The sequence below is a fragment of the Ulvibacterium sp. genome (genome assembly GCF_028285715.1).
GTDB lineage: Bacteria > Bacteroidota > Bacteroidia > Flavobacteriales > Flavobacteriaceae > Ulvibacterium.
On sequence record NZ_JANQOO010000003.1, the window covers coordinates 19835 to 45475 of the forward strand.

Annotated in this window: 25 protein-coding genes; 21 read left to right on the forward strand and 4 right to left on the reverse strand. The window is 41.2% G+C overall.

The annotated features are described in order from the left end of the window. Positions 1-72 precede the first annotated feature (72 nt). Together Q0993_RS00110 and Q0993_RS00115 are read left to right on the forward strand one after the other, a co-directional pair. Positions 73-636, forward strand: coding sequence for a sigma-70 family RNA polymerase sigma factor (locus Q0993_RS00110; RefSeq protein ID WP_299528506.1), 564 nt, complete (start codon positions 73-75; stop codon positions 634-636). Between the two features lie 7 nt (positions 637-643). Further along, entirely contained in the window at positions 644-1063 is a 420-nt protein-coding gene (locus tag Q0993_RS00115; RefSeq protein WP_299528509.1) for a hypothetical protein, read from the forward strand. A gap of 56 nt (positions 1064-1119) precedes the next feature. Here the strand turns inward: Q0993_RS00115 and Q0993_RS00120 are convergent, their stop codons facing one another. Next, positions 1120-2307, reverse strand: coding sequence for an aldose epimerase family protein (locus tag Q0993_RS00120; protein WP_299528512.1), 1188 nt, complete (start codon positions 2305-2307; stop codon positions 1120-1122). A 135-nt stretch (positions 2308-2442) separates the two neighbouring features. Further along, the gene (htpG, locus tag Q0993_RS00125) at positions 2443-4329 is read right to left on the reverse strand and encodes a molecular chaperone HtpG (RefSeq protein ID WP_299528515.1); all 1887 of its coding nucleotides are present in this window, start codon (positions 4327-4329) and stop codon (positions 2443-2445) included. A 356-nt stretch (positions 4330-4685) separates the two neighbouring features. Here htpG and Q0993_RS00130 point away from each other — a divergent pair, with 356 nt between their 5' ends. The 4 genes from Q0993_RS00130 (at position 4686) to Q0993_RS00145 (ending at position 8379) form a co-directional block, all read left to right on the forward strand. Beyond that, positions 4686-5345, forward strand: coding sequence for a TetR family transcriptional regulator C-terminal domain-containing protein (locus Q0993_RS00130; RefSeq protein WP_299528518.1), 660 nt, complete (start codon positions 4686-4688; stop codon positions 5343-5345). Between the two features lie 27 nt (positions 5346-5372). Then, the gene (locus Q0993_RS00135; RefSeq protein ID WP_299528521.1) at positions 5373-6683 is read left to right on the forward strand and encodes an AarF/UbiB family protein; all 1311 of its coding nucleotides are present in this window, start codon (positions 5373-5375) and stop codon (positions 6681-6683) included. A 129-nt stretch (positions 6684-6812) separates the two neighbouring features. After that, positions 6813-7820 carry a 3-oxoacyl-ACP synthase III family protein gene (locus Q0993_RS00140; protein WP_299528524.1) on the forward strand — a complete coding sequence of 336 codons (1008 nt, stop codon included), beginning with the start codon at positions 6813-6815 and terminating at the stop codon, positions 7818-7820. Between the two features lie 16 nt (positions 7821-7836). Then, positions 7837-8379: a pyridoxamine 5'-phosphate oxidase family protein gene (locus Q0993_RS00145; RefSeq protein ID WP_299528527.1), complete on the forward strand. Its 543-nt coding sequence runs from the start codon at positions 7837-7839 to the stop codon at positions 8377-8379. 87 nt (positions 8380-8466) lie between these two features. Here the strand turns inward: Q0993_RS00145 and Q0993_RS00150 are convergent, their stop codons facing one another. Beyond that, positions 8467-10917 carry a TonB-dependent receptor gene (locus Q0993_RS00150; protein WP_299528530.1) on the reverse strand — a complete coding sequence of 817 codons (2451 nt, stop codon included), beginning with the start codon at positions 10915-10917 and terminating at the stop codon, positions 8467-8469. Between the two features lie 422 nt (positions 10918-11339). Between Q0993_RS00150 and Q0993_RS00155 the strand changes: the two genes are divergently transcribed. After that, positions 11340-11699, forward strand: a complete 360-nt coding sequence (locus Q0993_RS00155) for a CoA-binding protein (protein WP_299528533.1) — start codon at positions 11340-11342, stop codon at positions 11697-11699. A gap of 101 nt (positions 11700-11800) precedes the next feature. Here Q0993_RS00155 and Q0993_RS00160 read toward each other — a convergent pair whose 3' ends face one another. Next, complete coding sequence (locus Q0993_RS00160; protein WP_299528536.1) at positions 11801-13264, reverse strand: sodium:solute symporter; 1464 nt, start codon at positions 13262-13264, stop codon at positions 11801-11803. A gap of 154 nt (positions 13265-13418) precedes the next feature. On the opposite strand from Q0993_RS00160, the gene Q0993_RS00165 reads away from it, so the two are divergent. The 14 genes from Q0993_RS00165 (at position 13419) to Q0993_RS00230 (ending at position 25635) form a co-directional block, all read left to right on the forward strand. Next, on the forward strand, positions 13419-15416 hold the full coding sequence (locus Q0993_RS00165) for a serine hydrolase (RefSeq protein WP_299528539.1): 1998 nt from the start codon (positions 13419-13421) through the stop codon (positions 15414-15416). Positions 15417-15510: 94 nt separating this feature from the next. After that, positions 15511-16131, forward strand: a complete 621-nt coding sequence (recR, locus tag Q0993_RS00170) for a recombination mediator RecR (protein ID WP_299528542.1) — start codon at positions 15511-15513, stop codon at positions 16129-16131. 95 nt (positions 16132-16226) lie between these two features. Further along, positions 16227-17600, forward strand: coding sequence for a dihydrolipoamide acetyltransferase family protein (locus Q0993_RS00175; protein ID WP_299528545.1), 1374 nt, complete (start codon positions 16227-16229; stop codon positions 17598-17600). Positions 17601-17708: 108 nt separating this feature from the next. After that, on the forward strand, positions 17709-18968 hold the full coding sequence (locus Q0993_RS00180; protein ID WP_299528548.1) for a DUF481 domain-containing protein: 1260 nt from the start codon (positions 17709-17711) through the stop codon (positions 18966-18968). 44 nt (positions 18969-19012) lie between these two features. Continuing rightward, positions 19013-19798, forward strand: a complete 786-nt coding sequence (locus Q0993_RS00185) for a prolyl oligopeptidase family serine peptidase (RefSeq protein ID WP_299528551.1) — start codon at positions 19013-19015, stop codon at positions 19796-19798. Positions 19799-19849: 51 nt separating this feature from the next. Next, positions 19850-20626: a 3'-5' exonuclease gene (locus Q0993_RS00190; RefSeq protein WP_299528554.1), complete on the forward strand. Its 777-nt coding sequence runs from the start codon at positions 19850-19852 to the stop codon at positions 20624-20626. A gap of 42 nt (positions 20627-20668) precedes the next feature. Beyond that, positions 20669-21280: a fumarylacetoacetate hydrolase family protein gene (locus Q0993_RS00195; protein ID WP_299528557.1), complete on the forward strand. Its 612-nt coding sequence runs from the start codon at positions 20669-20671 to the stop codon at positions 21278-21280. Further along, positions 21280-21618: an Hpt domain-containing protein gene (locus tag Q0993_RS00200; protein WP_299528560.1), complete on the forward strand. Its 339-nt coding sequence runs from the start codon at positions 21280-21282 to the stop codon at positions 21616-21618. The genes Q0993_RS00195 and Q0993_RS00200 overlap by 1 nt, the downstream gene beginning before the upstream one ends. Then, a complete protein-coding gene (locus Q0993_RS00205; RefSeq protein WP_299528563.1) occupies positions 21618-22865 on the forward strand; it encodes a competence/damage-inducible protein A in 1248 nt (415 codons plus the stop codon). Before Q0993_RS00200 ends, Q0993_RS00205 begins: the two co-directional genes overlap by 1 nt. Before the next feature lie 67 nt (positions 22866-22932). Continuing rightward, a complete protein-coding gene (rpmB, locus tag Q0993_RS00210) occupies positions 22933-23169 on the forward strand; it encodes a 50S ribosomal protein L28 (protein ID WP_299528566.1) in 237 nt (78 codons plus the stop codon). A 4-nt stretch (positions 23170-23173) separates the two neighbouring features. After that, the gene (gene rpmG / locus Q0993_RS00215) at positions 23174-23356 is read left to right on the forward strand and encodes a 50S ribosomal protein L33 (RefSeq protein WP_120714000.1); all 183 of its coding nucleotides are present in this window, start codon (positions 23174-23176) and stop codon (positions 23354-23356) included. Positions 23357-23391: 35 nt separating this feature from the next. Further along, a complete protein-coding gene (locus tag Q0993_RS00220) occupies positions 23392-23544 on the forward strand; it encodes a DUF4295 domain-containing protein (RefSeq protein WP_299528577.1) in 153 nt (50 codons plus the stop codon). Between the two features lie 257 nt (positions 23545-23801). Then, entirely contained in the window at positions 23802-24758 is a 957-nt protein-coding gene (gene ftsY / locus Q0993_RS00225) for a signal recognition particle-docking protein FtsY (protein WP_299528580.1), read from the forward strand. A gap of 133 nt (positions 24759-24891) precedes the next feature. Continuing rightward, complete coding sequence (locus Q0993_RS00230; protein ID WP_299528583.1) at positions 24892-25635, forward strand: DUF1538 domain-containing protein; 744 nt, start codon at positions 24892-24894, stop codon at positions 25633-25635. Positions 25636-25641 lie beyond the last annotated feature (6 nt).

The following is a 25641-nucleotide window of genomic DNA, read 5'->3' on the forward strand; positions in this document are numbered from 1 at the left end:
GGTTACACAAAAAGTAATTTTTTTTCAGAAAAGTGTAACCTCCTTTGTAATTTCAATGTCCTATGGAATGTAATGAGCCTTCAACAAGACCAACATTATATTGATCAAGTTATCAAAGGGGATATCAATGCCTTTTCGGTTTTGGTAGACCGATATAAACATATGGTCTATACTTTGGCTGTTCGTATGGTTAGGAACAATGAGGAAGCCGAAGAAGTAGCTCAGGACACCTTCTTGAAAGTTTATAAGGCATTACCAAGTTTCAAGGGTGATTCAAAGTTTTCCACCTGGGTCTATAAAATAGCCTATAACCGTAGTCTGGACTATGTAAAAAAATTAAGCAGAATGCCTGAAACGACATTAATCGAGGAATATGGGGAACACAATAGGACAAATCTTAAAACAGTCCTGGACCAATTTGAAATTGATACAAGGAAAGAAACCATTAAAAGCGCGATGCAGGAACTACCGGCCGACTATGCTACAATACTTACCTTGCATTATTTTGAAGAGCTTTCCTTAAAGGAAATTTCCAAAGTAATGGATGCAAGTCCGGACACCTTGAAGGTAAAGTTATTTAGGGCCCGTAAACGGTTGGGAGGAATTCTAAAAGATAGATTACAAGAAAAAATTTAAAGGAACCATGGAAAAGGACGAAAATAAAGAACTGGACGCTTTTTATAAAAAGATAATTCAGGAATCCGGATTGGAGGAACCTTCTGCTAATTTTACGGCTTCCGTAATCTCCAAGATTCAACAAGAAAACCAAAGGGCGGAAATATTTTCATATCGTCCTTTAATTCCGCGCTACGTATGGTGGGTTTCTACTGTTTTATTAAGCGTTTTCTTTGGCTTTGTCTTTCTAAAACCCGAAAATTCGGAATTTACGATCCTGCCGGCATGGAACTTGGATTTTTTCAAAATGGATGCCTTTGTTGCTGCATTGAACAGTTTTCAGCTTCCGGATGCATTGGTCTATGGATTCTTAAGCTTGGCTATTTTTATTTCTTTCCAGGCCTACTTACTAAAAACACATTGGAATAAACAATTTATCGTGGAATGATTTCTCCAATACTTCTTCAGCGATGCTCTGGAACTGATTTCCTTGAAAACTCGGTATCACTGCACAGAAAACTGGAATGAGGTTTCCGAAGTATACTTTTCCCCAGGATTTAGGACCACGGAAGGGAAGTCCGGTTTGTTGGGAGAATCCGGATAGTGTTGTGTTTCCAGGCAAAAACCACTCCTTTGTCCATAAAAACCACCTCCTTTTTTAGGCAATGTACCTTCCAAGAAATTACCGGTGTAAAATTGAACTCCCGGTTCCGTTGAAAAGACTTCCATAACACGTCCACTTTCAGGATGATAGACCCTTGCTATTGAACGTAAACCGGTATCCTGCCCGTTCAATACCCAGCAATGATCATAACCTATACCTATTTTCAATTGCTCGTGGTCCTTTTCAATGTCCGCACCAATGGTCTTGGGTGTGGTAAAATCGAATGGCGTGCCTTTCACTGATGCCAATTCCCCCAAAGGAATCAATTCTTCATCTACAGGAAGGTAATGATCGGCATTGAGCATCATTTCATGGTCTAATATGGTCTCTGAAAAATTCCCGGAAAGGTTAAAATAGGAATGCTGGGTTAGGTTTACTATGGTGGTCTTATCGGTAGTTGCCTCATAGAGCACCCGTAAGGTATTATCATTGGTTAGGATATAGGTGACCAATACATCAAGGTTTCCCGGATAACCCTCCTCCATATCCTTACTGATATATGCAAGCTTTAGCGCCACAAAATCCTGGTCCTTTTCCTGTGATGCTTTCCAAATCACCTTGTCGAACCCTTTTTCCCCACCATGTAGATGGTTCTCCCCATTATTTTTGGCCAAGGAATACTCTATGTCGTTTAGGGTAAACTTGGCCTCCGCGATTCGATTTCCATATCGACCTACAAGAGCCCCGAAAAATGGGTTCTTTTCCAAATAAAGGTCCAGTGAATCATAGCCCAAAACAATATTCTCCAAATTTCCCTTCTTATTCGGAACTTTTAAGGAGGTGATGATACCTCCGTAGGTAATGATGTCCACAGTTACCCCATTGCCATTCTTTAGCGTATAAAGATCAACGCTTTCGCCTTCCGGTGTGGTTCCATATTCACTTTTTTCTATGTTTGGTGCATCTTTCAAATCTTTGGAAATTTCTTCTTTGGATTGCTCTTTCTTCTTTTCCGTTTTGCAGTCGAAATTTAAAAGGGCCAAGCCCAATACTAAAAAATAACAAAGGTATTTATTACAGGAAAACATCGATAATTGGATTAGCAGGTTGAATATAATTAAAGGAAAGATAGCGTTTATTGGTCAATAAAAAACCGCCCAGTTTCAAAAATCGAGAAAGCAGGGCGGTCTGTGCCACTTCTAATAATCCATTGTTGACAAGGCTTACTTCACCATTTCATAGCTACGCTTAATAAAATTGGTCAATTCCTCACCTTTAAGCAACCCTTTTGAAAGTCTGGCCAAATCAATGGATTGATTGATCAGACGCTCCCTTTTCTTAGCTGTTTTGGTGTTTAGGATTTCACCTACGAGTTCGTGATTGGTGTTTACGATAAGGTTGTACATTTCCGGCATATTGCCCATACCGAACATACCACCGCCACCGGTCTGCTGCATTTCCTTCATTCTTCTCATAAACTCGGGCTCTGTAATGATAAAAGGTGATGCATCGCTGTCCATGGCCTCAAGTTGAACCGTATACTTTTTATCCTCTAGGACCTCTTCTAAATTTGTCTTTAGTTTTTCCTTTTCCTCATCGGATAATTTGGAAATTTGCGTATCCTCCTTTTTAATAAGATTGTCCAGATGATCGGCATCTACACGGGCAAAGGAAAGTTTTTCTTTGGAAGTTTCCAGTTTCTGCATAAGGTGGGAAATGATTGGAGAATCCAATAACAATACTTCGTAACCTTTTGCTTTGGCTGCTTCAATATAGCTATGTTGTTCCTCTAGATTCGATGCATAAAGCAGTATCAATTTTTCATCCTTGTCCGTCTGGTTGGCCTTTACTTTTTCCTGAAGTTCCTCAAAGGTGTAATAGTTATTGTCCACGGTAGGATAAAGTGCAAACTTCTCCGCTTTTTCAAAGAATTTGTCTTCGGAAAGCATGCCGTATTCTATTACGATTTTAATATCGTTCCATTTCTTTTCAAATTCCTCTCGGTCATTTTTGAAGAGTGAATTCAGTTTATCGGCCACTTTTCGGGTTATATAGGAGGATATTTTCTTTACGGCCCCATCTGCCTGCAGGTATGAGCGTGAAACGTTCAGGGGAATGTCCGGAGAGTCTATAACACCTCTAAGCATGGTGAGGAATTCCGGAACGATACCCTCTACATTGTCCGTAACGAATACTTGATTTTGATAGAGCTGTATACGGTCCTTTTGAATATTAAGGTCGTTTGTCAACTTTGGGAAATACAATATTCCGGTAAGATTAAAAGGATAATCAACGTTTAGGTGAATATGGAATAGAGGTTCCTCGAATTGCATGGGATACAACTCCCTATAAAAATCCTTATAATCCTTATCCTCTAAGTCAGTAGGTTGTTTGGTCCAAGCGGGATTAGGGTTGTTTACAATGTTATCTACCTCTTCGGTAGGGGCGGGATCTTCTTCTTTGGCATCTTCCGGTTTTGGCAAGGTTTCCGTTCGAGTACCGAACTTTATAGGTATAGGCATAAACTTATTGTACTTACGTAACAGCTCGCTTATCCTATTGTCTTCAAGAAACTCAGTGGAATCCTCAGCAATATGAAGAATTATTTCGGTACCTCTTGCTTCTCTTTTTCCTTTCTTCAAGTTAAATTCCGGGGAGCCATCACAAGTCCAATGTACCGCGGATTCGTCCTTGTAGCTTTTGGTAATGATTTCCACTTTATCGGCTACCATGAAAGAGGAATAGAATCCTAGTCCAAAATGACCAATAATACCGGCGTCTTTTTCGGCGTCCTTGTATTTGCCCAGGAACTCCTCCGCTCCCGAAAAGGCAACTTCGTTAATATATTTTTTGACCTCTTCCTCGGTCATACCAATACCCTGATCAGTGATGTGGATTTTTTTTCCTTTCTTGTCTACCCTTAACTCAATAATAGGGTTTCCGTATTCCACTTTGGCTTCTCCAATAGCGGTTAAATGCTTAAGCTTTAATGTCGCATCAGTTGCATTGGATATAAGCTCCCTAAGAAATATCTCGTGATCGCTGTATAAAAACTTTTTTATGAGTGGAAAAATGTTTTCTACCGAAACATTGATCTTACCTGTTGCCATTATTGTCTATTTTTTTCAGTTAATGCTTATCGGATGACCAAAAAAAGTACCATACTGCAAAGGAGTGACAAACTGACATATTGCGGGCTACGAGATTTTAACACAAACTTTAACATCTATTTTGTTTAATTTATTTTATAAATAATTAAACGTTTTTTATCTTTGTTTGTGATTAGGAAGAAAAATTGCTATGAAGATTTTAATTCTATAATCACGTTTGATTATTTATTGGTTAGGTTGTTTGAAAACGTGCGCTCTTTTGAGGGCACGTTTTTTTTCCAGGAAGAGATTTCGTATTCCCTTAACACAAATTCAAATCCTGTAGCAGTACCTTTAGACAACATAAAAACAAAGCGATGGCAACGAAGACAAAAACCAAAGAAACATCGAAAGACGAAATTATAGCCATGTATATGGACTATGTGCTGGAACATGAATCCGTTCCCAAATCCATTTATAAATTCTGCAAGACCAATGGTATCGCGGAAATGGAGTTCTACAAGCATTTTGGTTCCCTAGAGGGATTGCAAAAGGTTATCTGGGAACAGTTCTATGTAAAAACCGAGAACCTAATTCAAGAAAACAAGGAATACGGGCAATTTTCCAATAGGGAAAAAATGCTCACTTTTTTCTACTCCTTTTTTGAATTACTTACCCTAAATAGGAGTTATATCCTTTTTTGCCTGAAGCAGGATGGGAGTCCGTTAAAAAAATTGGAACAGTTAAAGGGCCTTAGGAAGCATATCAAGGAATTTGCTAGGGACCTCATTGAGGACGGCAACTCCGAAAAGTCACTAAAATTAACAAAACATAATCCCCAACTTTTTTCCGAGGGTGCCTGGCTGCAATTCCTTTTTGTTCTGAGGTTTTGGATGAATGACGATTCCGCAGGTTTTGAGAAGACCGATTTGGCAATTGAAAAATCCATCAATACCATTTTTGATGTATTCGACAATACGCCTTTGGAGAATATAGTTGACTTTGGGAAATTCCTTTACAAAGAAACCTTTGCATAACACATCTAAAAAACAAGTACGTTACTTTTGAAGACACTGGATAAAATACCCACGGGAAAAATAGAGCGGGCGAGCAAACTGGTAAAGACCGGTGTAAAAATAGGGGGCAACTATGTAAAATACTATGGAAAAAAACTAGTGAACCCAGAACTTTCCAAGGATTCGCTAAACGAGGATAATGCAGAGGATATCTACGACGGGCTAAAGAGCCTAAAAGGAAGCGCACTTAAAGTGGCCCAGATGTTGAGCATGGAAAAGAACTTACTCCCAAGGGCATACGTAGAAAAATTCTCGCTTTCACAATTCTCGGTACCCCCACTTTCAGCTCCATTGGTCCGCAAGACCTTTAAAAAATATCTGAACAAATATCCTGAAGAGATTTTTGACAGTTTCGAAAGGGATTCGATCAATGCGGCGAGCATAGGGCAGGTACATAAAGCGACCAAGGATGGTAAGGAATTGGCAGTTAAGATACAATACCCAGGTGTTGCCGAAAGTATAAGCAGTGATTTGGCTTTGGTAAAACCAATTGCCATCAGAATGTTTAACCTTCAAGGAAAAGATTCGGACAAATACTTTAAAGAAGTTGAGCATAAATTAATTGAGGAAACCAATTATATTCTTGAAATACGACAAAGCAAGGAAATTACCGAAGCTTGTAAAGTAATTCCCAATTTGGAATTTCCGCGTTATTATGAATACTTGTCCAGTGAACGTATCATCACTATGGATTGGATGCATGGAAAACATCTCAGTGAGTTTTCCAAGTCGGGATTTTCTGAAGAACTTGGGAACAAATTGGGGCAAACCTTATGGGATTTTTATATGTTCCAAATTCATGGGCTGCGAAAGGTACATGCAGATCCCCATCCCGGTAACTTTTTGGTCAGCTCCGAAGAAACATTGATTGCCATAGATTTTGGCTGTATAAAGGAGGTTCCCGATGAATTTTACACGCCTTATTTTGAATTGGCCAAAAAGGAAAACATTGAGAATGATACCATTTTTATGGAAAAATTGTACGAGCTCGAAATTTTGACCCACACCGATTCACCACAAGAGCTTCAATTTTTCAAGGCTCTTTTTAAAGAAATGTTGACACTTTTTACTTCTCCATTTAATGGGGAACACTTCAATTTTGGGGCGGATGATTTTTGGGTCAGGATTGCCGATTTAAGTGAGCGCTACGCTAAGGATGGCCAAATACGGAAAATGAACGGTAATCGGGGATCAAAACACTTTTTATATATGAACCGTACTTTTTTTGGCCTTTACAATCTGCTACACGACCTTAAGGCCACTGTTGCGGTAAACCGTTTTAAGAAGTATCTGCCTTAAAGCATCCCTACAACGACCCTTCATCCTACATTTTTGGTTATATTGGGTCCTTTATTCTTCCCCTTTTTGCTTTTCTAGAATTAAAAAGTAGGGTATGGTCAATTTATAAAATCAGAAAACGAAGTCTTTATGTATAATTCGAAAATAATAGGCTTGGGGTATTTTGTCCCGGATAATGTGGTGACTAATGGCGATCTGTCCAAAGTTATGGACACCAATGACGAATGGATTCAGGAGCGCACGGGAATTAAGGAACGAAGACATGTAATAAAAGGAGAGGACACTACCACAACAATGGGGGTAAAAGCTGCCAAAGTAGCCATTGAACGTGCTGGAATCGATAAAGATGATATTGATTTTATCATATTCGCAACCTTAAGTCCGGATTATTATTTTCCAGGTCCAGGGGTTTTGGTACAACGGGATCTGGGCATAAAAACTGTAGGGGCCCTGGACGTACGTAATCAATGCTCCGGTTTCGTATATGCCATATCGGTAGCGGATCAATATATAAAAAGCGGTATGTACAAAAATGTTTTGGTCATAGGTTCCGAAGTACATTCCACGGGTTTGGATATGACCACACGGGGTAGGGGGGTTTCCGTTATTTTTGGTGATGGGGCCGGTGCAGCGGTTCTGGGCAGGGAAGAGGATACCTCCAAGGGAATTCTTTCCACCCATCTCCACGCTGAAGGTCAGCATGCCGAAGAGTTATCGCTGATTGCTCCTGGAATGGGAAAAAGATGGATTACGGATATCATTAACGAAGATGACCCAGAAGATGTTTCGTACTACCCCCATATGAACGGGCAATTTGTTTTTAAAAATGCCGTAGTCCGTTTTAGTGAGGTTATCAAGGAAGGTCTTGAAGTGAATAACCTAAGGCCCGGCGATATCGATATGTTGATTCCACATCAGGCCAATTTAAGGATTTCTCAATTTGTCCAGAAAAGTTTCAGATTACGGGATGACCAAGTATTTAATAATATTATGAGCTACGGGAACACCACGGCGGCTTCCATACCCATAGCCCTTACCGAGGCATGGGAACAAGGTAAGATCAAGGAAGGTAATCTGGTGGTCCTAGCGGCTTTTGGAAGCGGATTTTCTTGGGGTAGTGCAATACTGAGATGGTGAAAGTATGGGAAAGCGAATGTCAAGACTAACCCCAAGATTGATTGACTTCATTAGGAAACAACACCTGTTTTTTGTCGCTACCGCCATGAAGGATGGGCATATAAACCTCTCCCCAAAGGGTCTGGATTCCTTGAAGGTGATTAATGAAAATAGAGTGCTTTGGTTGAATCTTACTGGCAGTGGAAATGAAACTGCCACGCATCTCATGCATAATGAACGAATGACCCTGATGTTTTGTGCTTTTGAAGGACCACCGATGATTCTTCGGCTATACGGATCTGCTAGGGCCTGCCATCCACATGATAGCTTGTGGGAGGAAAGCATTGATTTTTTCCCGAACAAGGCTGGAGCAAGACAATTGATCGACCTGCACATTGAGCTTGTCCAAATCTCCTGCGGCTTCGGGGTTCCTTTAATGGATTATAGACAACAACGCCAAGAATTGGTAGAGTGGGCTGAGAGCCAGGGAGAGGAAGGATTAAGAAAATATAGGGAAAGGAAAAATACGACTAGTTTGGATGGCCACACTACCGATATTTCGAATACAACAAAACCCTGACAATGAAGTCAGGGTTTCTTCTATTGATGTACCAGTATCAGAGTTTAACCAACCAATCCCTCTAACACCGATGCTATCAATATCTCTTTACAATATTCCCCCGCTACCCTGTTTGGTATTACTATCCCTTCTTTTGCGTTGTGCGGCCCTGTTCTTACCGCTTCCGAACATATAGGAAAGTCCTGCATAAACCGTCTGACTTTCCCAATTAAATTGCCCATTTTGTACAAAGGGCCTGTCCCCGTCAAAAGCAAAACGCATTGTATTGAACACATCATTAAAGTTGAGGCTAAAAGTACCCTTGCCTTGGGCAAAGCTGTACCGTGCGCCGGTATTCACAAAATATAAGGGCTTTACCAAAAATTGAATGGTCTGGTTCTCTCCCCTATAAAAACCGAATAATTGTAGGGTAAGTTTTTTACCAACCTTAAAGCTATTGTTCATACGAAAATTCCATGCTGTGTTCTCCACTTCCACCCTTTCCACGACAATATCGTCCTCTGTGGCTGTAGCGTTATCCGCAAGAAGGCTTTCCGTTATTCCGCGCTGCGTCTGTGAGAATAGGTCAAAACTTCCGTTGATGCTCCACCATTTGGTGGGTTTGTAATTACTGGATATTTCTACCCCGTAAGCGGAGGTATTGTCAAAATTATCAAAGGTCAGTATCAATTTGTTGAGATCCAATCGATCTACATACACGGCCCTGTTGATTTCATCGGCAATGGCCCTATAAAATACTCCGGCCGTAATACTTCCCTTTTCCATTCTTCGTGTGTAATTCGCTTCCATAGAATTTGTAAACTGGGGGACCAAGCTCGGGTTGCCGAAAGAAGATATCAGAGGTGTTGCCCATTCTCGTATAGGATTCACCTGTTGCAATCCCGGCCGATCTACACGCCTACTAAAACTTAGTTGAAACTGGTTTTTTTCCGTTGGGGTATAGGTTAAAAAGCCCGAGGGATAGATTTGTGTATAATTATCTGTAAAGGCCCGTATTCTATTGGTATCGGCCTTAACTTCCACATCTTCTACACGTACCCCTATTTGGTAGGACCACCTTTTATGGTTCCTTCCAAAGGTGGCATAGGCGGAGTATATGTCCATTCCATAAACAAAATCCGTTTCCGGAGTGGGTATAAGATTGCCGGCGGAGTTGAAGGACAGACCGGTAGAGGTGTAGTCTACATTGGTCTCAAAAAGGCGCGTTTCCAGCCCTACTTCCAATTTGGATATGGAATCCACCGGGTTAACATAATCCAAATTGGCAATAGTCTGCGTACGTTTGGTATCCACAAAATCCATATAATCAGGAAAAACGGTAGTTCCCGTGGATCTAAAGTTGGCATCCTCGTCATTTTTAAACCGGTTGTAATCAACTTCCAGTTCTATGTTGTGTCCTTGTTTTTTAAATTCCATTTTGTAATCAAAATTGTACTGCTCACTAGAATTTTCTTGGACATTGTCAAAGAATTGGGTCGTGTTTCTGCTCAACTCATCATAGTAAATGACATCCGTAACGCCCCTAAATTTTCCGTCGTATAGATTTTGATTGGTAAAAAAGGAAAGGGTATTCTTATCATTCAAATAAAAATCGACACCAAGTTTGTAGAGATGCGATTTGTTGTTATCGAAAAAATTGAATATCTGTTCGGAATTTTCCTCATCCCGAAAAATAAAACCATCATTTACATATTTGCCGATGTTGTTGCCGTAATTACCGTACAGGTTAAATTTTCCATTCCTGTAATTCAAATCTAGGGAACTATTGAATTTTGCTTCAATACCCACGGTAAGCCCCGTATTTAGTGTACCATTGAAACCGATATTTGCATTTTTGTGCAATATAATGTTGATGATACCACTCATACCCTCAGGGTTATATTTGGCCGAAGGATTTGTAATGAGTTCTATGGATTTTATTGAAGTGGATGGAATTTGCCGTAATAACTGCGCGACCGGCACATTGGACAATTTGCCATCTACCATTACCCGTACATTGGAATTTCCTCGCAAGGTAAGCTCCCCAGTCTGTTGATCCACATTTACTGAAGGGATGTTGCTCATTATGTCTGAGGCAGTTGGTCCCATAGTCGTAAGGTCTTTGCCTATGTTGATTACCTTACGATCTATTTTCTGCTCAATTGTAGTGCGTTCGCCTACCACCTCTACATTGGAAAGTTCTTCCGCTTCCTCTTCCAATGTAATTACGCCTAAATTTAACTTTCTCTCCCTTTTGGAAATCGTAATCTGTTGGGAATATGTTTTATATCCAATGAACTGTACCTCAAATATTAGGTCACCTTCTGGAAGGTCCTTTACTTCAAAAGTACCATCCTCTTTTGTAATTCCTCCAGTTTTGTCGTTAGACCCATCCTGTGTTTTGATAACAATTGCAGCGTAGGCGATAGGTTGTTGTAAGAGCTTGTCTATAACTTTTCCGGTTACGCTGCCAATTCTTAAATCGGATTTGGATGGCGGGGTATTGGCAAATAAGGCAATACAGGGAAATATTGCCAAAAGCAGCAATACTTTTTTCATGATGGTTCGTTTTTTTTGATTTTTCCACCTTTCGGCGGATAGATGATTGATGTTACCTAAGTGGACGACAGAAACCAGGTTATGTTACCCAATACAATCTCTTTAACATTTCGTTAACTTTTTTGAAAGGAATGGTTTCTAATTTTTAGTTGCTGTATTTTGCTCCTATACAGTAGGTTGAAACCATTATCTTTGTTCCACATGGGAAAAGGAAAAAACAATTTTGTCGAAGTTAAAAAACACAAAACCCTGACGTTTCCGTCAGGGTTTCTGTCATTGATTCAGCCATACTAAACACTAACCATTAACTATAAACATATAGCCTCATCAATGACCAAATTCGTGTTTGAACATCTTCATTAGACGATTTTTTCCATGAAAAGTAACAGATTGTATATATTTTAACATCCCAGTATGAACCTATGAAAAATACACTTGTTTTCGGAGCTTCGTTAAAACCTAGCCGTTACAGCAATCTAGCTATAAATAGACTTATCGAAAACGATATAGTAACTCAAGCATTTGGAAGAGAACCTGGGGAAATTTCTGGCGTACAAGTTAAGACCAAATTAACCGATTTTCAAAATATTCACACCATAACTTTGTATATAGGGGCAAGCCGTCAGCCTGAGTATTACGGGGAAATTCTGAAATTGGCACCTAAAAGGGTAATCTTCAATCCCGGCACGGAGAACCCAGAATTTTATAAGCTACTTAGGGACAATGGCATAGAGGTAGAGGTGGCCTGTACCTTGGTTTTATTGGCTACCGGACAATATTAAAAATCCACCTGGTTTTTCACACGAATTTTCGGACTTAACTTTAACATCCTATAATGAAGGTTTCATCGGATTTTTTTGCTGTTTGTCGGCAAAAACATATTTTATGCTTTCTTGTCCCGTAAAAACCAGAGCCCAATAAAAGTTAAAATACCATTGATTGGTAATAATTCGTAGCCTACTTGGTAACCTCCTAAACTCTCCGCAGGTATTTTTCCAAAAACATAAATCAGCCCAACAGAAATAAGCGCAACGATCCAAACATAATTGTCCTTTACTTTGTGTTTCGTGAAAATCCCGAAGGTGAACATTCCCAGAAGGGGTCCATAGGTGTAAGTGGCCACGGTAAGAAGACCGTCAATCACATTCCTGTCCAGGATATGCTTAAAAATGATTACCACCACCACTAGCAGTACACTCATACCGATATGGGTGCGTTTTCGAATTTTTTTGCATTCCTCTTCCGGTTTTTTTTCAATACCGAGGAAATCCACACAAAAAGATGTCGTTAAGGAGGTCAACGCACTGTCCGCACTACTGTAGGCCGCTGCAATAAGACCAAGCATAAAAGTAATTGCTACGATCATGCCCAAATCACTGTTCAACGCAATTTCAGGAAAAAGAAGATCGGATTTTGGGTCGCCATCCATTAATGGGGTAGCAATATCAAATCTATCCGCATAAATAAACAACAAGGCTCCAAGCAGTAAAAAAGCAAAATTTACGACAATAAGCACCAAGCTAAAGGATACCATATTTTTTTGTGCATCCTTCAGCGATTTACAGGTTAGATTCTTTTGCATCATGTCTTGATCCAACCCGGTCATGCAAATTGTAATGAACATACCACCCAAGAAGGATTTCACAAAATGCGTTTTGCCAAAAAAATCATCCGTGAACAGTACTTTATTGTATTCCTTTAGTTCCTCAGAGGCCAAAAACTCGGCAAAGCCCCAATCCAATTTTTGATTGATAAAATAAATGGAAAATCCCACGGAAAGTAGCATAAAAAGGGTCTGCAGCGTATCTGTCCAAACAATGGTCTTTATACCCCCTTTAAAGGTATATATCCAAATAAGTAAAATGGAGAGAACTACTGTTAGTTCAAAAGGTACATTCCATGCATCAAAAACAAATTGCTGCAACACAATGGCGACTAGGAACAAACGGAAGGAAGCTCCCAAAACCCTGGACACGAAGAAGGAGATAGCCCCTACCTTATAACTGGTCATTCCCAAACGTTGTTTTAGATACTCATAGATGGAGGTGACATTAAGTCTGTAGTAAATGGGCATTAGAATATAGGCAATGACAAAATAGCCGGCCAGGTATCCAAAGACCACCTGCATGTAGCTGAATTGGGATTCCTCCACCCATCCGGGAACGGAAATAAAAGTAACCCCGGACAATGAGGCACCAATCATTCCAAAGGCCACCAAATACCACGGCGATTGCTTCCCTGCCTTGAAAAAATCCTCGTTGGAGTCATTCTTGCCCGTAAAATAGGAAATCAACAATAGCAATAGGAAATAGGCCCCTATCAGAAGCAGAATATGGGTAGCGGTCATTGAAATAATTTCTGGGCAAAGTACAAAAAGTTAATGAGCTACAATACACCGCATAGGAGTTGCGGATAATACCCTGGAACAAGTGTAACAATTTAGAGGTACGGTAGTCTTTTTTATAATCCATTCCAACAACCTTATTAACTGCATGCCGGCCATGAAAAGAATTAAAGACCTTAGATGTATCACTTTTTGTTGTTCCCTTGCTTTCATGTTAACCTTGATTTCCTGTAAGGGCGTTGAGGATACTATGCCGATAGTTATGGATAACCCTATCGCCTTTGGCTTTCCTATGGACGAGATTGTTCTTGATGGCGATCTGGGGGATTGGTCAGAGGATATGATTCGATATCCGATAAAAAATGTTGGCATGGGTGATTTGCCGACAGGAAAAGAGGATTTTAGTAGCAATTTCCGAATAGGATATAATGTTGTGCAAAATGCAATTTATATTGGGATGGAAGTGGTGGATCAGTCCATTTTTATAAACTCCGATGGAAATTCCTATTGGGATGCCCAAGATGGGTTAGAGTTATATTTGGATCTTGAGCATCTAAAGACAGGATCTCCGATTACCCAATATGCTGCCTATGGTGAAGACCGTCTTGTTTTTGGCGATAAGACCAGTTGGGAAAATGTCCGGATGAAAAAAAAGATGACCAATGAGGGAATGACCGTTGAATGGCGTATTGATCTGGATCAAAGGATTGTCATGGGAAGTTCCATAGGATTGGATTTAGGAATTATAGACCGGGACAAGGACGAAACATTTTCTTGGATTTCTTGGGGTAAAGGAACCCAAAAGCTTACGAACCCGGAACGTTGCGGCACTATTTTGTTTGTAGATTCCGGAACCCTATTGGGAACAATTGAAGGAAAGGTGGGGAAATCCAATCTCCCATCGGAATCGCAGATACCAATAAGCCTAAGAATAAGTAAAACGGACAACCCTAGAATATGGGTACAAACAATGGCCGATTCCCTAGGAAACTATATGGCGCAATTGCCATTGGGACAATACACCGTTGATATTCCTTCAAAGTTGGTAGCTGGCGACGAGGATTTTTATAGAATTGCCAATGTAAAACCTATGAGCTTTTCGGTAAAAAAAGGAATTTCGAACACACCCCCAAAACTGGAGCCGCAATTGGCAATCAAACCGGATTTGATTCCTAAAAGAGGAATATTACATGATTTTAGCGAGGAACGTAGAAATCAAGTCGATGAGTTTGTAAGGGCCTATCAAAAGTTTTATAATATTCCTGGGGTGTCCCTGGCCCTGATAAAGGATGGAAAGATGGTTTACCATAAGACTTATGGGGTCAAAAATACGAAGACCGGGGAGCCGGTCGATGAAAAAACCCTGTTCGAGGCCGCCTCAATTACCAAACCGGTCTTTGCATTTGTAGTGTTAAGATTAGCGGATAAAGGCATTATAGATTTGGATAGGCCATTGTATAAGTACTATCCTTTTGAGGCACTTGAAGAAAAATTTCCAGAATACAAAAAAATGACGGCCCGGCATGTTCTGATACACAAAAGTGGATTACCCAATTGGGGGGTTCGACTTGAAAATGTTCCTGGTGAAAGATATGGATATTCCGGAGAAGGTTTTGAGTATTTGAAGAGGGTGGTAGTCCAAATCACTGGAAAACCTATTGAACAACTTTTGGATGAGGAATTAATAAATCCCTTTGGGTTATACCATATGGAGTTCAGCGATAGCGAAGAACTTCGCAAAGTGGTTTCCTCGGGCCATCAAGGCAATCAACCCACAAATTGGGAAATTCCCAAGGAAGCAGGTATGGCCTTTAGCATGCATACGGAAGCCAAGGCGTTTTCAGACTATGCGCTCACATTATTGGAACAAAAAGGACTTAAACCGGAAACTTATAAAGAGTTTATGACCATCCATACAGAGTCGACCAAGGAATATTGGAACGATCCGGAGAAGCGTGAAGGCGCAGGACTAGGTATCTTCATTAGAGAATCGGATTACGGGGATATCTTTAATCATGGAGGAAATAACGGTGATTTTAAATGCCTATTCGAAGTATATCAAGATTTACGGATGGGCTATGTCTGTTTTACAAATTCCGAAACCGGAAGCTCCCTTACGCAAGATTTGTGGCGTTTTTTTGTTGAAGGCAAATAGTGCGAATATGTTTTGTATTGCCTTTGGGGTCTAGTTCCAAAAAATACCTGATAAAATACCATAATGTTGTAATTTTACCCCGAAAACCAACAGGATGGAATTCTCTTCAAAACTTTTGGAAAACGCAGTGTATGAAATGTCGCAATTGCCGGGCATTGGCAAACGTACGGCTTTGCGATTGGTGCTACATTTGCTAAAGCGGCCCGCTGAACAGACCGTAAACCTTTCGCAAGCCCTGCTTAACCTCAAGGATTCGATCAAGTTTTGTAAAAGCTGTCATAATATTTCCGACACGGACATATGCGAAATCTGTGCCAACCCCAAAAGGGACAAAACCGTGGTCTGCGTCGTTGAGGATGTCCGTGATGTTATGGCCATAGAGAATACGGGGCAATACAAGGGCCTCTATCATGTTTTGGGGGGTAAAATATCTCCTATGGAGGGAATAGGGCCACAAGACCTGAATATACATTCTTTGGTAGGCAAGGCAAAACGGGGGGAGATTAAGGAACTTATTTTTGCCTTAAGTTCCACTATGGAAGGTGATACTACAAATTTTTACATCTACAAGCAATTGGAAGGTTTGGAGATAGCCACTTCTACGATTGCTAGGGGAATTGCCGTTGGGGACGAATTGGAGTATGCCGATGAGGTCACTTTGGGTCGCAGTATTTTAAACCGGATTCCATTTGAGGGTTCCTTAAAAGCAAATTGATTCTTCTTTAGGATTATGCATTAAGCTTAATGATTGGACTTTTTTTTTGATATTTTTGCAAAGCAATAGTTGAAATAAGTAGATAGAATAATAATATGTCAAAGTTCGAGCTAAAATTACCTAGAATGGGAGAGAGCGTTGCCGAGGCCACCCTGACTACTTGGTTAAAAGAAGTCGGGGATTCCATAGAAATGGACGAGCCGGTTTTTGAAATAGCTACGGACAAAGTGGATTCCGAGGTGCCAAGTGAGGTAGAGGGCGTGCTACTGGAAAAACTATTCACAATTGACGATGTTATAAAAGTAGGGGAAACCGTTGCCATAATAGAAATGAACGGTGAAGTATCTACTTCAATTGCAAAAGTAGGTGAATCGGAAAATGTAAAGATAAAATCAGAAGAAGCCAAGATAGAAGTTCCGGTAGAAGCTGTTGCCATGGCCGAAGATATGGTATCCATTGCTCGTGAAACTACGGATGTGACCGTTAGGGATTACAGTGCGTCAGAACGTTTTTATTCTCCATTGGTCAGAAATATTGCCAAAGAAGAGGACGTTTCCATGGAAGAACTGGACGCAATCCAAGGTACGGGAAAAGAAGGAAGGGTTACCAAAAATGATATGCTGGCCTATCTTGAAAACAGAAAATCAGGAAAGCAAGAAGACGTTCAAACCATTGAACCCGAACCACTGCCGGCACCTGTACGTAAACCTATGGCAGTGCCTGTTGGGAAGCATGAAGGATCCACAATTCAGTCTAACGGCATGGATGAGGTCATTGAAATGTCTCGAATGGGAAAATTGATCGCCAAGCATATGGTAGAGAGTGTTTCTACGGCAGCACACGTTCAAAGTTTCATAGAAGTAGACGTAACCAACATTGTTAATTGGCGCAATAAAGTAAAGGATACTTTTGAAAGGGCAGAAGGTGAAAAATTGACCTTTACCCCGATTTTTATGGAAGCTGTGGCCAAGGCCTTAAAAAAATACCCATTGATGAATATCTCCGTGGACGGAGAAAGAATCATCAAGAAAAAAAATATCAATATCGGTATGGCTGCGGCCCTACCAGATGGTAATCTTATCGTCCCTGTAATAAAAAATGCGGACCGGTTGAATTTGGTGGGTATGGCCAAGGTGGTCAATGACTTGGCCCATAGAGCACGTACCAACGCATTGAAACCGGATGAAATCCAGGATGGGACCTACACGGTTACCAATGTGGGTACTTTTGGAAGTGTTTTTGGCACACCCATAATCAACCAACCCCAAGTAGGAATCTTAGCCCTAGGGGCCATCAGAAAGGTCCCGGCCGTAATCGAAACCAAGGAGGGCGACTTTATAGGAATACGCAACAAGATGTATCTGTCGCATAGTTATGATCACAGAGTGGTAAACGGAGCTTTGGGCAGTATGTTCGCAAAGGCTGTGGCCGATTATTTGGAAAATTGGGACGTAACCAGGGAATTATAGTTCCATTATTTAAATCATTCCTATTACCCATAACCCACTTTTTGATTCCATTTTTTCTTGGTTACCCTTATCTTTGACGCTTTGCCAAACACCAAAGACCTTTTTTGAATGAAGTATTGCCTCCATAGGTATTGGAGATTTCTTTATTTTACCCTGCTAACCTTTCTTTTGGTCCAAACCGGCTTTTCACAGGAAGAACCCAAGGAAAAGGGCCGTATAACGCTCTTTATCGAATGTAGATGCGAACGAAGCTTTATTCGACAAGAAATCAATTTTGTAGATCATGTTCGAGACCAAGGCCTGGCCAATGTAAACCTTTTTATTTATGATATTGCCAATGGAAGTGGAGGGCGGACCTATAAACTGGAATTTGAAGGAGTTGGGGAATATGAAGGCACCCTGGTAAAACGCTCCTATGATACCAATGTGAACATGACCGCAGATGAGGTACGTAATGGGCTGGTTACCACCATAAAATCAGGTCTTCTTCCTTATCTTATTCAGTCTGATTTAGCTGATAAGATAGATTATAAAATCAACTCGGAAGGTTTGTCGCAAAGACAGGATATCGATTTTGAAGATCCATGGAACAATTGGATTTTTGAGGTGTATGGCGAAGCCGATCTGGATCGGGAAACCAGTAGGAGGGAGTTTGAATATGAAGTTGGTTTCGAAAGCGATCACGTTACGGAAAATTGGCGGATAAGGACGGACCTGCAATTGAATCAGGCAAATGCCGAGTTTGAACGTGATGATGAGACCTTTACCAGTGAGCGATTACGCTACTCCGCGGATGGTAGTATTGTAAGAAGCCTATCCGATCATTGGTCCGCCGGTATCTTTGGAGGCGCAAGGCATGATACCTTTACCAATCTGGATTTCAGATATTACTTTACCCCGGCCATTGAGTACAACATTTTTCCATATCGTGAAGTACTGCGCAGGGAAATTGTATTCGCCTATAAAATCGGGTACTTTCATAACGATTATATAGAACCGACCATTTTTATGAAGACCCAAGAGGGAATTTTTAACCATTCCCTGGATGTTCAGGTGCGTTATCGGCAACCTTGGGGCAACATCTATTCCCGTTTAAGGGGCTCCACCTTCCTGGATGATTTTGAAAGAAACAGGATACAACTTTTCGGTAGGTTTTCCATAAGGGTTTTTAAAGGTTTGGCCATAAGCTTTTCTGGGGATTTTGAGATTATCCGAGATCAGATCAACCTACCCGCAGGGGACGCCTCTATAGAGGACGTACTGTTGCAGCAAAGACAAATTGCCACCGATTTTGAATTAGGGTTCGGATTTGGTCTAAGCTATACCTTTGGCTCGGCCTTCAATAACATTATCAATACTAGATTGTAGTTTTCATTGCGTATCCCTTATCTTTATGAAGATAATCGACCCAAGTGAGACGCTTTTTACTATTGCCCCTTATTGTACTAATTTCTTGTGGACCGGAAAAGTCCGATCAAGATGTATCCGCCTATCAGAAAATGGAATTTCAGCATGAATCGGGCAAGCTTCCCTACCGCATTCTGCTTCCGGAAAATTATGATGCAGAAAAAGCATACCCCTTAGTATTGGTATTGCATGGGGCAGGGGAAAGGGGAGATGATAATGAGGCTCAATTGAGCTATGGGGCAGACCTATTTCTCCAAGAGGATATTAGAGAGGAATATCCGGCCATAGTTGTTTTTCCCCAGTGTCCGGAAGAAGGATACTGGGCCAATGTAAAAAAGGAACAGTTTCTTCTGTTCTTCACCTTTACCTTTTATCCGGATGGTGAACCTACCCCGGCCATGAAAATCCTTCAGGGATTAATTGATGACCTTACCGAGAACTATAATATCGATTCCAGACGAATGTATCTAGGCGGACTTTCCATGGGCGGCATGGGGACTTTGGAGCTTGTGCGAAGGAGTCCTGGGACTTTTGCCGCGGCCTTTGCTATTTGTGGCGGCGCCCATCCCGATACGGCACCTCAGTTGATCGGCAACCCTTGGTGGTTGTTTCATGGGGATTCGGATATGGTAGTGGACTATGAACATTCCCAAAAGATGGCGGCCGCCCTAAAAAAAGCGGGAGGGAAGGTGAAATTCACTACTTATGAGGATGTAAACCATAACAGTTGGGAAAATGCTTTTGCGGAGCCCGAACTTGTACCATGGCTGTTTTCGCATTCCCTGGAATAAATTTGTGGTAATCCGTCTTCAGGGGAAAATCTATGGCTATCTTTGCCGCATATGGAATTAAAACTCACAAGACCCATTTGCTTTTTTGACTTGGAGACCACAGGTACCAACGTGGCCAAGGATAGGATAGTGGAAATCTCCATTCTCAAAATACATCCCAATGGAAATAAGGAAAGTAAGACCTGGTTGGTAAATCCTGAAATGAAGATTCCCGAGGAGGTAATTGCCGTCCATGGTATTTCAAATGAAAAGGTAGCCGATGAGCCTACGTTCAAGGAACTCTCCAAGGAAGTTTATAGCATGATCAAGGACAGTGATTTGGGGGGATTCAATTCCAATCGTTTTGATATTCCCTTGTTGGCGGAGGAGATGCTTCGGGCAGATGTGGATTTTGATATGAAAAATATGGTTTCGGTAGACGTACAGACCATTTTCCACAAAATGGAAAAACGTACTTTGGCAGCTGCCTACAAGTTTTATTGCGGCAAGGAATTGACAGACGCCCACAGTGCCAAAGCGGATACCCAAGCTACTTATGAGGTACTGCTTTCGCAATTGCAGCGTTATCCGGAATTGGAAAACAATGTAAAGAAATTGGCAGAGTTCTCTACGCACAAAAAAATGGTAGACTTTGCAGGATTCATTGCTTTGGATGACAGCGGAGAGGAGATTTTTTCCTTTGGAAAACACAAAGGTAAGAAGGTTTTGGAGGTCCTAGAACAGGAACCGGGCTATTTTGGATGGATTCAAAATGCTGATTTTCCGCTATACACAAAAAAAGTACTGACCCGAATACGACTTAAAAGTCTTAATAGCAAGCTGGGGTAAAAAGCGTTAATCCCAAGATATACCATTACCAAATTCCAGTTCATGAAAATCATCTGCATAGGTCGCAATTATACCGAACATATCAAGGAATTGGCCAATGAGAAACCTACTTCTCCGGTCATATTTATTAAACCGGATTCGGCTATACTGCCCCGGGAACAGGATTTTTATATTCCCGAATTTTCCAATGATGTGCATTATGAGGTTGAAGTATTGGTAAAGATTAAAAAAGTTGGAAAGCATATTCATGAAAAATTCGCTCATACCTATTATGATGAGATAGGTTTGGGTATTGATTTCACGGCCAGGGATTTACAAACCCAATTAAAGGAAAAAGGGCTGCCTTGGGAAAAAGCCAAGGGTTTTGACGGGGCCGCAGTAATTGGCGAGTGGTTGCCCAGGACCAAATTCAAAAATTTGCAGGAACTGAACTTTTCGCTCATTAAGAACGGGGAAGAAGTACAAAAAGGAAACACGGCCTTGATGCTTTGGAAGATTGACGAACTCATTTCCTATGTTTCCCAATTTTTTATGTTGAAAAAAGGGGATGTTATTTTTACCGGTACTCCGGCCGGTGTTGGAAGAATTCAGGCAAATGACTATCTTTCGGGAGTATTGGAGGGGCAGGAACTATTTTCCGTAAAAATTAAATAATGATTTATAATTTAGATAAAATCAACGAAATGGCCGAGGGTGATGAGGATTTCATCAATTCAGTTATTTCAGTATTTTTGGATGAAGTGCCCCAAGACTTGGAAGCCTTACAAACCGCCTTGGCGCAGGGGAATTACAATGACGTTTATAAATTGGCCCATAAGATAAAACCCAATGTAGACCTTTTGGGCATGGAACAGACAAGGGCCGCTGCCTTGGAAATAGAGACTTTGGGAAAAAAGGAGGCCAACATGGCGGAAATTGAACGAATCTTTCCTTCCCTCAAAAAGGACATCGATCAGGTAGTCTCCGAGCTTAAAAAAGACTTCGGGCTATAATGTTAGCCGAAATAATTACCATTGGCGATGAGATTCTCATTGGCCAAATAGTGGATACCAATTCGGCTTTTATCGCCAAAGAGCTGAACCGGATTGGAGTCTCCGTTTTCCAGATAACTTCGGTTCAGGATGATAACGACCATATTCAAAAGGCATTGGCGGAGGCCAAGGAAAGAGCAAACGTGGTTATCATCACGGGTGGATTAGGTCCGACCAAGGATGATGTCACTAAGAATGCATTTTGCGAGTTTTTTCAGGATACCTTGGTAGAGGACGCCAAGGTTTTGGCTTATATAGAACATTTATTCGCCAAATATATTTCCACGCCCATTTCGGATATCAATAGACAGCAGGCTTGGGTACCTTCCAAAGCCATTATATTGCACAATGCCCATGGAACGGCACCGGGTATGTGGATGCATTCCGATGGAGTGTCCTTCTTTTCCCTTCCGGGGGTTCCGTTTGAAATGAAGTATTTGATGACAAACGAAGTAATCCCTAAAATTGTGGAAAAGTATAAACGTCCCTATATTATCCATAAAACTTTGGTCACCTACGGTCTGGGCGAAAGTGCAATTGCCGATAGATTGGAATCTTGGGAAGATAACCTTCCACATTTTATTAAATTGGCCTATTTACCCAATTTGGGAAAAGTTCGATTGCGACTAACGGCCAAAGGCACGGATGAGAAAGTTTTGGTGGATGCCATGGATGAGGCGTCGCAAAAATTATTTCCCTTAATTGGGGACATTCTATATGGCACCGAAGATGAGGAGACCTTGGAGGAGGTGGTTGCAAAATTATTGACCCAAAAAAATAGGACCTTGGCCACGGCGGAAAGTTTTACTGGGGGAAAAATCGCCCAACAATTGACCAGTATACCTGGGGCATCGGCTTATTTTAGGGGAAGTGTGGTAAGCTATGCCACGGAAACCAAAATCGATTTACTAAAGGTACCCCAAGCTATTCTCCAGGAACACTCGGTTGTAAGTGCGCAGGTTGCGGAAATCATGGCCAAAAACGTAAAACACTTACTTAAGACCCATTTCGCCATTGCTACCACTGGAAATGCCGGCCCCACAAAGGGTGATTCAGATGCGGAAATTGGAACCGTATACATCGCCATTGCGACTCCGGAGCGCGTTTTTGCAGAAAAATTCAACATGGGAAACCACAGGGAACGCATCGTCCAAAAGTCTGTCCATAAGGCACTTGAATTACTTCAGAAAGAAATTTTAAAAATCTAAACTAATTTTTGCCTGTACCGCAAAAAAGATATAAATTTGCACCCTGTTTAAAGAAAAATCCAGCGCAATGTCAAAAGTTTGTGAAATTACGGGTAAGAGGGCAATGTTCGGAAACAACGTTTCGTTTTCCATCAATAAAACGAAAAGAAGGTTTAACGTAAACCTTTCCAAAAAGCGTTTCTATATTCCTGAGGAAGATCGTTGGGTTACATTAAAGGTTTCGGCCAAAGCATTGAAAACCATCAATAAAAAAGGGATTTCCGCTGTTTTGAAGGAAGCTAGGGCACAAGGATTTATAAAATAATACAATGGCAAAGAAGGGAAATAGGGTACAGGTTATCTTAGAGTGTACAGAGCATAAGAATTCGGGCGTTCCCGGTACCTCTAGGTACATTACCACAAAGAACAAGAAGAACACTCCGGAGCGCATAGAAATTAAGAAATACAATCCAATTCTTCGAAAAGTAACGGTTCATAAAGAAATTAAGTAGTTTTCCATTTGGGAAAATAGATAATAGTACAAGTCATGGCAAAGAAAACGGTAGCAACTTTACAATCCACTTCAAAAAGATTGACCAAGGCAATAAAAATGGTAAAATCGCCTAAAACGGGGGCCTATACTTTTGTAGAATCCGTAATGCCACCGGAGTTGGTGAATGAATGGATTGCCAAGAAATAAGAAAAATCATATATAGGTTAGAAAAGCCGTCCTCCAAATAGGGGACGGCTTTTTTTATGAACCACAGTTATGTTTCAGCATATGGGATTTGGTACAAACCTAGCGTAACTCACGATTGTTACAAGGCTTAATCGACCTGGGCTTTTCAATATCAGCACCTACCTATTGGCGTAATTTTCCCGTCATGTACAGGGGACTTTCCCTTGGGTTTACGCCATTTACTTTCATATCTTTGAAAAAAGCATTCTTTAAGACGTATGAGCTTATTCAAAAACATATTTTCCGCAAAGAAAAAGGAATCTTTGGACAAGGGCCTGGAAAAGACCAAGACCAATTTTTTCTCCAAATTGAGCAAGGCAGTGGCCGGTAAATCCAGGGTAGATGATGATGTATTGGATAATCTGGAAGAGGTTTTGGTGACATCCGATGTTGGTGTGGACACTACCTTAAAAGTCATTGAGCGTATCGAAGCCAGGGTAGCCAGGGACAAATATATGGGGACTGATGAGTTGAACACTATTCTAAGGGAGGAAATTGCCGGTCTGCTATCCGAAACCCATACCGGGGAAGAAGCAGAATACCATATCCCCGTGGATAAAAAACCTTTTGTTATCATGGTAGTAGGCGTCAATGGTGTCGGGAAGACAACGACCATAGGAAAATTGGCTCATCAATTCAAAGAACAAGGGCTCAAGGTGGTGTTGGGCGCTGCTGATACCTTTCGTGCCGCGGCCATAGATCAATTGCAAGTCTGGGCGGATCGAGTGGATGTGCCCATAATAAAGCAAAAGATGGGCAGCGATCCGGCTTCTGTCGCTTTTGACACGCTGAGTTCGGCGGTTTCCCAAGGTGCCGATGTTGTAATTATCGATACGGCGGGTCGCCTGCACAACAAGGTGAATTTGATGAACGAACTGACCAAAGTAAAAAAGGTGATGCAAAAAGTAGTCGATGATACCCCACATGAGGTTCTATTGGTGCTGGATGGCTCTACAGGGCAAAACGCCTTTGAACAGGCCAAACAGTTTACCAAGGCTACGGAAGTAACCGCATTGGCGGTCACCAAATTGGACGGAACTGCAAAGGGTGGGGTGGTCATAGGCATTTCGGACCAGTTTCAGATTCCCGTTAAATATATCGGGGTCGGTGAAGGTATGGAGGATCTTCAGGTTTTCAATAAATATGAATTTGTGGACTCCTTTTTTAAGGTTTAAGAAAGGGATAAATGTTGCGCCGTGGTGCTTTTAGGTGGGGCAATGGATGCTTAAAAGACCAATTATAGAACAACGGGATAATTTTCAACGGGAATGGGTATAAAAAGGTTTTGGGTAAAACGGAAAAGGCCATATGTATAAGGCCTATATTCTGGACATATCAAAAAAGCTTTGGGCCGCCGTCACGGATCTGATTCCAATAATTGTAGTTGTTGTTTTTTTTCAAACCGCAGTTATTCAACAGCCATTCCCGGAGATTGGCGAGGTGATAATAGGCATTTTGTTCGTCATAGTGGGCCTAATGCTTTTTATCGAGGGGCTGGAAATTGGATTATTTCCCATAGGGGAGGCCATGGCCTATGCGCTGGCAAAGAAAGGAAGTCTTTTTTGGTTGTTGATTTTTTCCTTTGCCTTGGGTTTTTCAACTACTATTGCTGAACCGGCGTTGATAGCCGTTGCCAAAGAGGCCTCGGAGATATCATCCGGTGCTGGCTTGATCAAGAATGATCAAAGCACAATGAATATCTATGCCTTTGGTCTACGCCTGGCAGTGGCTTTTTCCGTAGGCCTGGCCATTGTTATTGGTGTATTGCGTATCCTTAAGGGTTGGCCGCTATATTATCTGATTATAGGTGGATATGTATTGGTAATGTTGATGACTATTATCGCCCCTTCGGAAATCATAGGTTTGGCCTATGATGCCGGCGGGGTTACGACCTCCACCATTACAGTACCACTGGTAACGGCTCTTGGTGTTGGTTTGGCCACCGTAATTAAGGGTAGGAGCCCACTTTTGGATGGTTTTGGCCTTATTGCCTTCGCATCACTTTTGCCTATGGTCTTTGTTATGGCATACGGATTATTTTGGTTTAGTTAAATACAT